Here is a 13,138-nt window from a genome sequence, read left to right as displayed (position 1 = left end):
GGAGACCGCAGAGAGCGGGCGTCGTTGCCCGCGATGTCTACGGCTCTTGCCCGGCGGTCATGGAATCGAAACCGCCGAGTAACGGCTACTTATGTGTAGGTCCGCATAGCGTCTCACTTTACGGGGGGCCGGCTCCCCCGCCCAGTGACGTGTGTCAGGACGTACGTCACACCGGTGCGACGCCGCAGCGTACCCGTGAGGTCCCGGCCCTCCGGCCGCGGGCCCGTGGACACACTCGCGGAGGGCGCCGGCCTCAGCCCGCGGCGACGCCGAACAGGGTGCCCAGACCGTACGTGAGCGCGGCGGCGGCGCCGCCGAGCAGGAGCTGGCGCAGCCCGCTGAACCACCAGCTGCGGGCCGTCACCCTGGCCACCACCGCACCGCAGGCGAAGAGGCCGACGAGGGCGAGCAGCACCGCGGGCCACAGGGCGGCGGCGCCGAGCAGGAAGGGCAGCACGGGGAGCAGGGCGCCGAGTGCGAAGGCCCCGAAGGACGAGACGGCGGCGACGAGCGGCGAGGGCAGGTCGCCGGGGTCGATGCCGAGTTCCTCGCGGGCGTGTATCTCCAGGGCCTGGTCGGGATCCCTGGAGAGCTGGCGCGCGACCTCCGAGGCGAGCTCCGGCTCGACGCCCCGGGACTCGTACAGGGCGGCGAGCTCCGCCATCTCGTCGGCGGGGTGCTTGCGCAGCTCGCGCCGCTCCACGTCGAGCTCCGCCTCGACGAGCTCGCGCTGCGAGGCGACGGAGGTGTACTCCCCCGCGGCCATCGAGAACGCGCCTGCGGCCAGTCCCGCCAGGCCCGTGATCACGATCGTCCGGTGGGAGACGGCACCACCGGCGACGCCCGTCATCAGCGCGAGGTTGGAGACGAGACCGTCCATGGCGCCGAAGACCGCGGGACGCAGCCAGCCACCGTTGACATCGCGGTGGGTGTGGTTGTCGCGGTGGGCCTCGTGCAGTACGGCGTCGGTCTCGATGATGGACACAGCTCTCCCCTTTTTCCGGGGCGGGCCCAGAACGTTGCGATCTCCCGCTCCACACACTCGAAAGTACGCACGAAACAAGCCCCTCGCCAGCAAGGAAGGCCGAACTTACCTGGCCTGGGAGCGTCACTCGGGCGGCCGATTTATACCAGTAACGAGCCTCTCTTCGGCCGATGCGTGGAATCAACTGCTATCCGGTCTCATCCGTTCGTTTCCGGGTGCGAGTGAAGGGGCGACACGATGGAGCTCATGGCGGACAGTGCGGCGGGCACCGGTGACCGGGCCAGGGGCGCGTTGCTGGGGCTCGCGGTGGGGGACGCGCTCGGGGCCCCCGCGGAGAACATGCGCCCGTCGGAGATCCGCCGCCGCTGGGGCCGGATCGAGGGCTTCGTCAGCGACGATCCGGCGGGGACCGACGACACCGAGTACGCGATCTTCTCCGGGCTGCTGCTGGCGAGGCACGGTTCGGCGCTGACCGTCTCGCACGTCGAGCGGGCCTGGCACCACTGGATCGCCGACCTGGACGAGGGCCCCTTCCGGGGTGCGGGGTTCAGCGAGCGCGGAACGCTGGAGAACCTCCGGCGGGGTCTCGCCGCGCCGATCTCCGCCCAGCACAGGCACGCCTGGAGCGACGGTCTCGCGATGCGCGCGGCGCCGTTCGGTGTGTTCGCGGCGGGCCGGCCCGCCGAGGCCGCCCGCCTGGTGGCCGTGGACGGACGGGTCAGTCACGACGGGGAGGGCATCTACGGCGGCCAGGCGGTCGCGGCCGGGGTGGCGGCCGCCATGGTCGGGGCGGGGCTCGCGTCGGTGATCGCCGCGGCGCTCTCGGTCGTACCGATGGACTCCTGGACGGCCCGCTCGCTGCGCCGCGCGGTCACCGCCGCGCAGCGCTCGTACCCGGACCGGCTGACGGCGGAGCGCGCGGTGCGCTCCGCCGTGGTGATCGGCGGCTACCCGTGGACGGACCTGGCACCGGAGGCGGTGGGCCTGGCGTTCGGGGCCTTCACGGCGGCCCGCGGCGACTTCCGTACGGCGGTGCTCACGGCGGTGAACATGGGCCGCGACGCCGACACGACCGCGGCAGTCGCGGGGGCGCTCGCCGGGGCCCTGCACGGGGCGTCGGCGATCCCCCGGGACTGGGCGTCGGCGATCGGCCCGGTCCGCGGCAGCTGCCTGCCGTCGATGCGCGGCTACCACGTGCTGGACATCGCGGAGCTGCTGACCCCGGACGAGGGCGAGGATCCGCCGGGGGCACCGACCGCCCCGGACCGGGAGCCCGTCTTCGCCCGAGCGTCCGGTGCGGTGCGGCGGCACGCCCCGGCGCCCGCCGCGCCCGCCGCGCCCGGGGCCCGCGGGGCCGGCCGGTGACGGCCGCCCGGCGCGCTCCCCGGAGCGCGCCCACCGTGGCGGACGAGCCGGCCGCCCCACGTGTGGCCATCCGCATCACCGCGGAGCAGCCGTCCCGTGCGACTCGGGACGCGGGCGCCGAGTGGCCCGGCAGGCGCGTCAGGATCGAGGGGCTGCTGCTCGGGCTGGCCGCCGGGGACGCGGCCGGGTGGCCGGCGGCACGCCACCGGGCCGCCCGGATGCCCGAGTGGACCCGGCGGCTGACCCGCGAGCTGGACACCTTCGCGGAGCAGAACGCGACGACGACGCTCCCGGTGCCGATCGCGCTCAACCAGCCGCCGGAGCCGCTCCGGCTCGGGCCCTCGGACGACGCCGAGTGGGCGGCGTTCACGGCCCGTACGGTGCTGGCCGCAGCGGCGGACCACGCGCCCGGCCTCGCTCCCGGCCACCGGGTGCGGGACGCGATCGACCGGTCGTGGAACGCGCTGGCGGCGAAGGTGGCCGCCGCGAGTGCCCGCGCGCCCGAGGTCGAGTCCGCCGTCCTGCCGCTCCGGGCCCGGATCTCGGTGCGGGCCGGGCTGGGCAACCTGGCGGCCGGGCTGCGCCCGCCCGCCACCGGTCACGACAACCCGCACTACTTCGACGACGCCGCCTGTGTGCGGGCCGCCGTCCTCGCGGTGGTGCATCCCGGGGACCCGTCGGCGGCGGCGGAGCTCGCCGAGTTCGACGCCCGGTACACCCAGGACGGTGACGGGGTGCACGGTGCGCGGGCCGTGGCCGCCGCGATCGCCGTGGCACTCGCGGGGGCGGACGTCGACACGGTGGTGGACGCCGCGCTGGACCAGTTGCCCGACGGCACGGAGATCGCCCGCAACGCGGTCCACGCCGTGCGGCTGGCCCGGGAGTTCACCGACGAGCCGGCGGGCGCCTTCGCGCTCGTCCCCGTCCTGGAGCACCAGATCGTGGACCACGTCTACAGCTACGGGATCGCCGCCGCCGAGACCGTGCCGGTCGCCCTCGCGCTGACGGCCGCCGCCCGGGGTGAGATCGCGCAGGCCGTGCCCGCCGCGGCCTGCCTGTCCCGGGTCGCCGATTCGGCACCGGCCCTCGCGGGTGCGCTGACCGGGGCGCTCGGCGGGGCGGGCACCGTGCCGGCGGGCTGGCGGGAGGCCTGCCGCACCCTGGCCGGGTGCGCCCTGCCCCTGCTTGCGGGTACCGATCTCATCGAACTCGCCGGGCTGCTGGCAGCCACGGATCCGGCCACCCCGGGTGGACAATTCCGGCATGACACCCAAAGCAACCGCAGGGGCCGCGGCCACCACGACGCTCACCCTGGATGAACGCATCACGGGAGCCCTGGTCGGGGCAGCGGTCGGGGACGCGCTCGGCGGTCCCGTCGAGGGCTGGACCCCCGAGCAGATCGCGGAGCGGCACGGCGGCCGGGTGGGCGGCGTCGTCGGCCCCTGGTACGGCGAGGACTGGCGCACCGCACGGCCCATCGCGCCTTACCACAAGGGCGACGGGCACGTCACCGACGACACCCTGATGACCCATGCGCTGGTGCGGGTGTACGAGACGGTCCGCGGCCACCTGGACGCGTACTCGGTCGCCGACCACCTCGTACCGGACCTGATGTCGCGGCCCCGCTGGATCCCGGAGCTGGAGGCCGAGGCGCTGCCCCTGCAACGGATCTTCCTCGCCGAGAAGTGGATCGTCACCCGGCTGCACTACGGGCACGCCGACCCTCGCGAGGCGGGCTCGGGGAACATCGTCAACTGCGGGGCGGCGATGTACATGGCCCCGGTCGGCCTCGTGAACGCGGCGCACCCGGAGGCCGCCTACGCGGAGGCGCTGGACGTCGCGGGGGCGCACCAGTCCTCGTACGGAAGGGAGGCGGCCGGGGTGCTGGCGGCCTCCGTCGCCGCCGCCTGCGTGCCGGGGGCCACACCGGCCTCCGTCGTGGAGGCCGCCCTGGCCCTCGCCAAGGACGGCACCCGGTCGGCGATCGAGGCGGTGTGCGAAGTGGCCTGCCGCCACACGGACTTCGAGTCCGCCCTGGCGCCACTTCGCGCGGCCGTCGCCCCGTTCGACACGGTGGGTCCCCACTACCGGGAACCCTCGCTCGGCGCCCGCAGGCCCTCCCGGCTGCACTCCATCGAGGAGCTGCCGGTCGCGCTCGGCATGCTCCTGGTCGGCGGCGGCGACTACCGGCACACGGTCCTCGGTTCGGTCAACTACGGCCGTGACTGCGACTCGATCGCCACGATGAGCGGGGCCCTGGCGGGTGCACTGCACGGCGAGGAGGCCGTACCCGTCGACTGGGTGAAGACGGTCGCCGAGGCGAGCCGCCTCGATCTGCACGCCCCGGCAAGGGCCTTGGCCGAGGTCACCCGCGAGGTCTTCGCGCGGGACACGGCACGGCGTCGCACACACGAGGCCGCGTTCGCCGTGCTGACGGGCGACGGTCGGTGACCGTGCGCCTGACCTGGGTCCAGCCCGAGGACCTGGTGGGCCACGAGCTGCGCCAGGCCGCACAGGACGGCCGGGACGCGGGAGACGTCGCGGGGCGGTGGCACGCGGCGGGCGGCGCCCCGGCCCCTGAGCGGGCGGGTGCCTCCGAGCCGCCCGCGCCGCCCGGGCTGCGCCCGCTCGCCGAGCGGCTGCTGGACGAACTCGGCGCGCTGGAGTGCCCGTCGGCCCGGGACGAGCCGACCGGCCTGTCCGCGATCAGGGCCGCGTGCCCCCGCTGGCCGGCGTCCCGGCCCCGCGCGGTGTCCCCCGGCCCCGACCGCCTGCACGCCGCCTGGCTGGGCCGCGCGGTGGGCTGCCTGCTCGGCAAGCCGGTCGAGAAGCTCCCGCTGGACGGCATCAGAGCACTGGCCCGCGCGACCGATAACTGGCCTCTCACCACCTGGTTCACGGCCCGGGGACTGCCGGCGGAACTCGCCGCCGCGCACCCGTGGAACCGTCGTTCCGCGCCCACCTCCCTCGCCGAGAACATCGACGGCATGCCGGAGGACGACGACCTCAACTACCCCTTGCTCGCCCTGCTGTTGCTCCGGCGCCACGGCAGGGACTTCACCACGGACGACGTCGCCCGCCTCTGGCTGGACGAGCTGCCCGCCGGCCGGGTCTTCACCGCCGAACGCGTCGCCTACCGCAATCTGCTCGACGGCCTCGAACCACCGGACACCGCCCGCCACCGCAACCCCTTCCGGGAGTGGATCGGCGCCGCGATCCGGGCGGACGTGCACGGCTGGACGCACCCGGGCGACCCGGCGGCCGCCGCCGCGCAGGCCCATCGCGACGCGGTCCTGACCCACACGGCCAACGGCGTGTACGGCGCGATGTTCACCGCCGCCGCGCTGGCGGAGGCCGCGGGCGGCGAGACGGACGTGCACGGGTGTGTCGCGGCGGGGCTCCGCGTGGTCCCGCCCCGCTCCCGGTACGCCGGAGCGGTCCGGCTGGGCGTCGCGACGGCCCGCGCGGAGCCGGACTTCGACGCGGTCGTCGACCGGCTCCACGCCGTCTACGCGGCCACCCACCACTGGGTGCACGTCCTGCCCAACGCGGCGCTGCTGGCCGCCGCCCTGACCCGCGCGGACGGCGACTTCACCCGCTCCGTCTGCCTCGCGGTGTCGGGCGGCTGGGACACCGACTCCAACGGCGCGACCGCCGGTTCGCTCGCCGGCCTGCTCGCCGGGCGGGCCGACGCGCTGCCCGGCCACTGGACGGCGCCGCTCAAGAACCGGCTGGCCACGTCCGTGTCCGGCTTCGACTCCGTCGGCTTCGACACCCTCGCGGAACTGACCCACCAGGAGGTACGCCGCCCATGACAGCGATCGCGGTGCTCGGCAGCACCAACATGGACCTTGTCGCCTACGTCCCCCGGGCGCCCGGACCCGGGGAGACCGTCACCGGAAGCGAGTTCAGGACCGTCCCCGGCGGCAAGGGCGCCAACCAGGCCGTCGCCGCGGCCCGCGCGGGAGGCGAGGTGGTGATGATCGGCGCGGTGGGCACCGACGAATACGGCTCGCGCCTCCGGACGAATCTGGAGCACGCGGGCGTGGACACGGAACTCCTGCACACCGCCGCGGGCCCGAGCGGCACCGCGCACATCGTCGTCGACGGCGACGGGGCCAACTCGATCGTGGTGATCCCCGGAGCGAACGCCACCGTGACCACGCTGGGCGCCGGCGAGGACGCCGCGATCGCCGCGTCCTGCCTGCTGCTCCTGCAACTGGAACTCCCGCTCGCCGTCGTGACCGAGGCGGCGCGCACCGCGAAGGCGCGGGGCGTGCGGACGATCCTCACGCCCTCGCCCGTGCAGCCGCTGCCGTCCGAACTCCTGGACGCCGTCGACCTGCTGGTCCCCAACGAGCACGAGGCCGCGGCGCTCACCGGCTACGACGAACCGCACGCGGCGGCGCAGATCCTTCTGCGGCAGGTCCCGGAGGTCGTGATCACACTCGGCCGGAAGGGCTGCCTGTACGCGGCCCGGGGTGGCGAAGCGGTGCTGTTCCCGGCGCCCGAGGTCACCGCGGTCGACACGACGGGGGCCGGGGACACCTTCGTCGGCACACTCGCCGTGGCCCTCGGCGAGGGCAGGTCCGTACCCGAGGCGCTGGCCTGGGCGTCCTCGGCTGCGGCGCTGTGCGTACAGCGGGCGGGCGCCTCGACGTCGATGCCGTACCGCAGCGAGATCGATGCCGTATGAGCGAAACCGGAACGGATGCGCCGTCACCGCTCGCGGGACTGCGGGTCCTGGACATCGCCACACTCTTCGCCGGGCCGCTCGCGGCCACCATGCTCGGGGACTTCGGGGCCGAGGTCATCAAGGTCGAGCACCCGCGCAAACCAGACCCCTCGCGCGGCCACGGCCCCTCCAAGAACGGGATCGGCCTGTGGTGGAAGCTGCTCGGCCGCAACAAGCGGACGCTGACGCTGGACCTGTCCAGCCCCGGAGGCCGGGACGTGCTGCTGCGGCTGGCCGCGGACACCGACGTGATCATCGAGAACTTCCGGCCCGGGACGCTGGAGCGCTGGGGCCTGGGCTGGGAGGAACTGCGTGCGGTCAACCCGCGGCTGGTGCTGGCCCGGGTCACGGGCTTCGGCCAGACCGGTCCCTACGCGCACCGGCCCGGCTTCGGCACGCTCGCCGAGGCGATGAGCGGCTTCGCCGCGGTCACCGGGGAGCCGGACGGCCCGCCTACCCTGCCGCCGTTCGGGCTCGCCGACTCGATCGCGGCACTCGCCACCGCGTACGCGGTGATGACAGCCCTGGCCGGACGTGACCGCACCGGCGGTGGCCAGGTGGTGGACCTGGCGATCATCGAGCCGATCCTCACCGTGCTGGGTCCGCAGCCGCTCTGGTACGACCAGCTCGGCCATGTCCAGCCGCGTACCGGCAACCGGTCCCGGAACAACGCCCCCCGCAACACCTATCGCACGTCCGACGGCCACTGGGTCGCCGTCTCGACCTCCGCCCAGTCGGTGGCGGAGCGCGTGATGCGCCTGGTGGGACGCCCCGAACTGATCGACGAACCGTGGTTCGGCGCGGGGAGCACACGGGCCGAACACGCCGACGAGCTCGACGAGGCGGTGGGCCACTGGATCGCCCGGCGCACCCGGGAGGAGGCCGTGGACGCGTTCGAGAAGGCCGAGGCGGCGATCGCGCCGATCCAGGACGTGCGGGACGTGATGGAGGACCCCCAGTACCGGGCCCTGGGCACGATCACCGAGGTCGACGACCCGGAGCTCGGGCCGCTGCGGATGCAGAACGTGCTGTTCCGGCTCTCGGAGACGCCGGGGGCGATCCGCTGGGCGGGCAGGCCGCACGGGGCCGACACGGAGGAGATCCTGACGGCGCTGGGCCTCTCCGCGCCGAGGATCGCGGAACTGCGGGAGGAGGGCGCGCTGTGAACGCGGTGGCGCTGACCTGGCTGTACGTGCCCGGGGACCGGCCCGGTGTGGTCCACAAGGCCCTCGGGTCGGGTGCGGACGTGGTGATCGTCGACCTGGAGGACGCGGTCGCGCCGGACCGCAGGGAGTACGCGCGGTCGGCGACGGTGGAGCTGCTCTCCGATCCGGCGGCACTCGGCACCCGGGCCGTCCCGGTCCACGTCAGGGTCCACGGCGAGGACGACGTCAGGGCTCTGGCGGCTCTGCCGGGGCTGTCCGGGATGCGGCTTCCCAAGATCACCCATGCGGCGTCCGTACACCATGTCGCGGCCCTCGCACCGGGCGTGCCGTTGTATCCCCTGCTGGAGTCGGCGCTGGCGATCGAGCACGCGTACTCGATCGCCGGGGCTCATCACGACGTACGGGGCGTCGCGCTGGGCGAGGCCGACCTCCGGGCGGATCTGGGGGTGCGGGACGACGCCGGGCTCGACTGGTCGCGCAGCCGTGTGGTGATCGCGGCGCGGGCGGCCGGGCTGGACCCGCCCGTCATGTCGGTGTTCCCGGACGTCCGGGACCTGTCCGGGCTGCGGTCGTCCTGCGCGCACGGGCGGGACCTGGGCCTGCTCGGGCGGGCTGCCATCCACCCACGGCAGCTACAGGTGATCGAACGGGCGTTCCGGCCGACGTCGCGTGAGGTCGAGTCGGCGGAGCAGGTCTTGGAGGCGTTCAGGAGCCAGGAGGGCGCCCAGGCCCTGCCCGACGGGAGGTTCGTGGACGCGGCGGTGGTGGCGAGCGCGGAACGCACGCTCGCCCTGGCACGCCGACGCTGAGACGACGCCCCGGACCGGTGGCCGGTCCGGGGTGCGGGACCCGTGCGGTCACCAGGCTCAGAGGGGACACGCGAAGGGGCCGCCGGACCCGTGGTGCGGTCCGGCGGCCCTGAGGTCGTCGTGGGGTCAGCTCCGGTCGGCCTTCTGCGGGGCCGCCCCGTCGCCCTCCGGGTCCTTCGCCCCGGCTGCGGGGGCGTCGGACGCCTCGTCGGAGGGCGTGCCTTCCGAGGGCGTGCCTTCCGAGGGGGCGTTGTCGGAGGGCGCGTCGTCGTCCGGGGTGGTGCCGTCGGAGGAGCCGGTGTCCACCTCGTCCTCGGCGCCGTCCTCGGCGCCGTCTGCCGGCAGGTCGGGCTCGACGACCTCCTCGCGGCCCGGGCGCACCTTCGCCGAGATCACGATGTAGGTCACCGCGAGCACGAACATGACGATCGCGGTCCACACGTTGAGCCGGAGGCCCAGCACGTGGTGCGCCTCGTCGACGCGCATGTACTCGATCCACCCGCGTCCGACGCAGTAGGCCGCGACGTAGAGCGCGAACGCCCGGCCGTGGCCCAGCTTGAAACGGCGGTCCGCCCAGATCACCAGCAGCGCGACACCGACGCACCACAGCGACTCGTAGAGGAAGGTCGGGTGGTAGGTGCCCGCGACCCGGTTCGTGCCCTCACTGATCTTCAGCGCCCAGGGCAGGTCGGTCGGCTTGCCGTAGAGCTCCTGGTTGAACCAGTTGCCCCAGCGGCCGATCGCCTGGGCGAAGGCGAGGCCGGGTGCCAGGGCGTCGGCCCAGGCGGGGAGCGGAATCCCCCGGCGGCGGCAGCCGATCCAGGCACCGACCGCGCCGAGCGCGACAGCACCCCAGATGCCGAGGCCGCCCTCCCAGATCTTGAAGGCGTCCACCCAGTCCTCACCGTCGCTGAAGTACAGCTGGTAGTCGGTGATGACGTGGTAGAGCCTGCCGCCGACGAGGCCGAAGGGCACGGCCCAGACGGCGATGTCGGCGACTGTGCCGGCTTTGCCGCCCCTGGCGATCCAGCGCTTGTTGCCGAACCAGACGGCGACGAAGACACCGATGATGATGCAGAACGCGTAGCCGCGGAGCGGGATCGGGCCGAGCTCGATCACGCCGGTCGACGGGCTGGGAATGAAGGCAAGGTTCATGACGGGGTCGACGCTACCCTGCCGGACGGGACGTACGGCAAGCCGTCCGGCAACTTCTGGGTAACGGGGTCGGCCCGGAGCACCGTCCGGGACCGTCGTCAGGGGGAGGGTGTCGCTCCGACCGTGCCCGGCTTCTTGCCCTTGTTGGCGTCGGCCACCCACTTCTTGAGGTTGGCCTCGGAGATCTGCTCGTCCCCCTTCTTCGGGAAGACCGACTCGCCGTTGAGCAGGGCCGTCGGAGTCCCCTCGAAGCCGCCCTCGCCGAACGCCTTGTTCGACTTCTCGACCCAGCTGTCGTGCGTGCCGTCCTCGACGCAGCTGCGGAAGGCGGGGGTGTCCAGGCCGTCCACCGAGCCCGCCAGCTCGATCAGCTTGCTGTTCTTGCTGAAGGCGTCGTCGGTCTCGGCGGGCTGGTTGCTGAAGAGCTCGTCGTGGTACGGGGCGAACTTGCCGGCGTCCTGGGCGCAGGCGGCGGCGTTGGCCGCACGCAGGGAGCCGGTGCCGCCGACGTTGCCGTCGATGATCGTGGCCAGGTGGTACTGCACCCTGAGCTGTCCGCTGTCGGCCAGCTCCGTGACGGTGTCCCGGAAGGCGTTCTCGAACTGGGCGCAGACCGGGCAGCGGAAGTCCTCCCAGATCGTGAGCGTGGACGGGGCGTCGTCCGCGCCGACCTGGAGGGCGAGTCCGTCCTCGCCCATCGCTCCGGACGGGGTGACGGCTGGTCCGGCCTCGGCGTCCTGGCCGTCCTTGCCCGCGTTGGCCGCGATCAGGCCGATCACGGCGGCCAGCGCCAGCACCCCCACCACGGCCGTCGAGACGATCAGCGTGCGGCGGCGGCGCTCCCGCGCCCTGTCCTGCTCACGCTCGTGGACGAGCCGGTCGCGCGCGGCCCTTTTTCGGTCTTGGTTCTTCTCGCTCACACCGCGCAAACGAACCGGGGAGGCACGTCAGTGCCTCCCCGGTCCCATGTCCACCCATACGGATGACGAGCGCGGTCAGCGCTTTCGAACGCCTTCGGCCAGCTCGGCCGCCAGCGCGCGGACGGCGGCGAGGCCGGAGGCCTCGTCCGGGGCGTCGAGCATCCGCTTGACGAAGGCCGAACCGACGATCACTCCGTCGGCGAAGGACGCGACCTGGCGGGCGTGCTCGGCCGTGGACACCCCGATGCCCACGCAGACCGGCAGGTCGGTGGTGGCGCGGGTACGCCGCACCAGCTCCTGGGCCTGCTCGCCGACGGACTCACGGGTGCCGGTGACGCCCATCAGCGACGCGGCGTACACGAAGCCGGAGCCGGCCGCCGTGATGGTCGCGAGGCGGGCGTCCTTGCTGCTCGGAGCGACGACGAAGACGGTGGCGAGACCGTGCTTGTCGGCGTACTCCCGCCACATGGCGGACTCCTGGACCGGCAGGTCGGGCAGGATGCACCCGGCACCGCCCGCCTCGGCCAGTTCGGCGGTGAAGCGTTCCACGCCGTACCGGTCGATGGGGTTCCAGTACGTCATGACGAGGATCGGCGCGCCCGTCGCCTCGTGCGCCTCGCGGACCGTGCGCATGATGTCGGCGATCTTCACGCCGCCGCGCAGGGCGATGTCGTCGGCGGTCTGGATGACCGGCCCGTCGAGCACCGGGTCGCTGTGCGGGAGGCCCACCTCGATGACGTCGGCGCCGCCGGCGACGGCCGCCTTGACGGCCTCGATGCCGCCGTCGACGGTCGGGAAGCCGCCGGGCAGGTAGGCGATCAGTGCCGCCCGGTCCTCGGCGGCCGCCCGGGCCAGTGTGGATTCGAGGAGCTCTCGGTTGCCGCTCACTTGGTGACCTCCACCTCTCCGTCGGCGACGTCGGCCTCGACGACCGCGTCCGCCCCGTCGTACAGGCCGAAGTAGCGCGCGGCCGTGTCCATGTCCTTGTCGCCGCGGCCGGACAGGTTGATCAGGATCAGTCCGTCCTCGCCGAGCTCCCGCCCGACCTCCAGCGCTCCGGCCAGCGCGTGCGCGCTCTCGATGGCCGGGATGATCCCCTCGGTCCGGGAGAGGAGGCGCAGGGCCTGCATGGCGGCGTCGTCGGTGACCGCCCGGTACTCGCCGCGGCCGACGTCCTTGAGGTAGGCGTGCTCGGGGCCGATGCCCGGGTAGTCCAGGCCGGCCGAGATCGAGTACGGCTCGGTGATCTGGCCCTCCTCGTCCTGGAGGACGTACGACCGGGAGCCGTGCAGGATTCCGGGCTCGCCCGCGGTGAGGGTCGCCGCGTGTTCGCCGGTCTCCACGCCGTGCCCGGCGGGTTCGCAGCCGATCAGCCGGACGTCCGCGTCCGGGATGAAGGCGTGGAAGAGGCCGATGGCGTTGGACCCGCCGCCGACGCAGGCGACCGCGGCGTCCGGGAGCCGGCCCGCGCGCTCCAGGATCTGGCGCCGGGCCTCGACGCCGATCACCCGGTGGAAGTCGCGGACCATCGCGGGGAAGGGGTGCGGGCCGGCGACCGTACCGAAGAGGTAGTGGGTGCGGTCCACGTTGGCGACCCAGTCGCGGAACGCCTCGTTGATGGCGTCCTTGAGGGTCCGGGAGCCGGACTTCACGGCCACGACCTCGGCGCCGAGCATCCGCATGCGCGCCACGTTCAGCGCCTGCCGCTCGGTGTCGATCTCGCCCATGTAGATGGTGCACTCGAGCCCGAAGAGGGCGCAGGCGGTGGCGGTGGCGACACCGTGCTGGCCGGCCCCGGTCTCGGCGATGATGCGGGTCTTGCCCATACGCCTGGTGAGGAGGGCCTGCCCGAGCACGTTGTTGATCTTGTGTGAGCCGGTGTGGTTGAGGTCCTCGCGCTTGAGGAAGATGGCTATTCTTCAGGGCGCTACCGACAACTGGACGAAGTCGTCGTACTCCGGCGGCAACGGCGCGTGCGTCGAGGTGAAGTCGCCCGTCACCCA

12 protein-coding genes and 1 pseudogene are annotated in these 13,138 nt (G+C 73.7%); 8 read left to right on the top strand and 5 right to left on the bottom strand.

Going from position 1 to position 13,138, the window contains the following annotated elements; all coding sequences use genetic code 11:
- Window positions 1–253: 253 nt before the first annotated feature.
- The gene (locus AB0I83_RS21920) at window positions 254–985 is read right to left on the bottom strand and encodes a VIT1/CCC1 transporter family protein (protein WP_363305819.1); all 732 of its coding nucleotides are present in this window, start codon (window positions 983–985) and stop codon (window positions 254–256) included.
- A 237-nt stretch (window positions 986–1,222) separates the two neighbouring features.
- Here AB0I83_RS21920 and AB0I83_RS21915 point away from each other — a divergent pair, with 237 nt between their 5' ends.
- From AB0I83_RS21915 to AB0I83_RS21885, 7 genes are all read left to right on the top strand, one after another.
- Window positions 1,223–2,350: an ADP-ribosylglycohydrolase family protein gene (locus AB0I83_RS21915; protein WP_363305818.1), complete on the top strand. Its 1,128-nt coding sequence runs from the start codon at window positions 1,223–1,225 to the stop codon at window positions 2,348–2,350.
- Between the two features lie 143 nt (window positions 2,351–2,493).
- Entirely contained in the window at window positions 2,494–3,669 is a 1,176-nt protein-coding gene (locus AB0I83_RS21910) for an ADP-ribosylglycohydrolase family protein (protein ID WP_363305883.1), read from the top strand.
- Window positions 3,614–4,801: an ADP-ribosylglycohydrolase family protein gene (locus AB0I83_RS21905; RefSeq protein WP_356533654.1), complete on the top strand. Its 1,188-nt coding sequence runs from the start codon at window positions 3,614–3,616 to the stop codon at window positions 4,799–4,801. Before AB0I83_RS21910 ends, AB0I83_RS21905 begins: the two co-directional genes overlap by 56 nt.
- Window positions 4,798–6,165, top strand: a complete 1,368-nt coding sequence (locus AB0I83_RS21900; protein ID WP_363305817.1) for an ADP-ribosylglycohydrolase family protein — start codon at window positions 4,798–4,800, stop codon at window positions 6,163–6,165. The genes AB0I83_RS21905 and AB0I83_RS21900 overlap by 4 nt, the downstream gene beginning before the upstream one ends.
- On the top strand, window positions 6,162–7,046 hold the full coding sequence (gene rbsK / locus AB0I83_RS21895; protein ID WP_363305816.1) for a ribokinase: 885 nt from the start codon (window positions 6,162–6,164) through the stop codon (window positions 7,044–7,046). The genes AB0I83_RS21900 and rbsK overlap by 4 nt, the downstream gene beginning before the upstream one ends.
- Window positions 7,043–8,251 (top strand): CoA transferase, encoded by a 1,209-nt coding sequence (locus tag AB0I83_RS21890; protein WP_363305815.1) that lies wholly within the window; start codon window positions 7,043–7,045, stop codon window positions 8,249–8,251. Before rbsK ends, AB0I83_RS21890 begins: the two co-directional genes overlap by 4 nt.
- Window positions 8,248–9,060 carry a CoA ester lyase gene (locus AB0I83_RS21885; protein WP_363305814.1) on the top strand — a complete coding sequence of 271 codons (813 nt, stop codon included), beginning with the start codon at window positions 8,248–8,250 and terminating at the stop codon, window positions 9,058–9,060. The genes AB0I83_RS21890 and AB0I83_RS21885 overlap by 4 nt, the downstream gene beginning before the upstream one ends.
- A 126-nt stretch (window positions 9,061–9,186) precedes the next feature.
- On the opposite strand, the gene lgt is transcribed toward AB0I83_RS21885, so the two are convergent.
- The 4 genes and pseudogenes from lgt to trpB form a co-directional block, all read right to left on the bottom strand.
- A complete protein-coding gene (gene lgt, locus AB0I83_RS21880; RefSeq protein WP_363305813.1) occupies window positions 9,187–10,215 on the bottom strand; it encodes a prolipoprotein diacylglyceryl transferase in 1,029 nt (342 codons plus the stop codon).
- A 98-nt stretch (window positions 10,216–10,313) separates the two neighbouring features.
- A complete protein-coding gene (locus tag AB0I83_RS21875; RefSeq protein WP_356533645.1) occupies window positions 10,314–11,135 on the bottom strand; it encodes a thioredoxin domain-containing protein in 822 nt (273 codons plus the stop codon).
- 75 nt (window positions 11,136–11,210) lie between these two features.
- Entirely contained in the window at window positions 11,211–12,023 is an 813-nt protein-coding gene (gene trpA / locus AB0I83_RS21870) for a tryptophan synthase subunit alpha (RefSeq protein ID WP_356533644.1), read from the bottom strand.
- Window positions 12,020–13,045, bottom strand: a pseudogene (gene trpB / locus AB0I83_RS21865) (tryptophan synthase subunit beta); the annotation flags it as partial. The pseudogene trpB and the gene trpA, both read right to left, overlap by 4 nt.
- Between trpB and AB0I83_RS21860 the strand changes: the two are divergent.
- Window positions 13,044–13,138, top strand: a 95-nt coding sequence (locus AB0I83_RS21860) for a DUF397 domain-containing protein (protein WP_363305882.1), incomplete at its 3' end; no start/stop codon positions are given. The pseudogene trpB and the gene AB0I83_RS21860 overlap by 2 nt on opposite strands.

It is taken from the genome of Streptomyces sp. NPDC049970 (genome assembly GCF_040660235.1).
GTDB lineage: Bacteria > Actinomycetota > Actinomycetes > Streptomycetales > Streptomycetaceae > Streptomyces.
The sequence above is the reverse complement of the archived record's forward strand: the minus strand, read 5'-3'. Positions and strand labels throughout refer to the sequence as shown.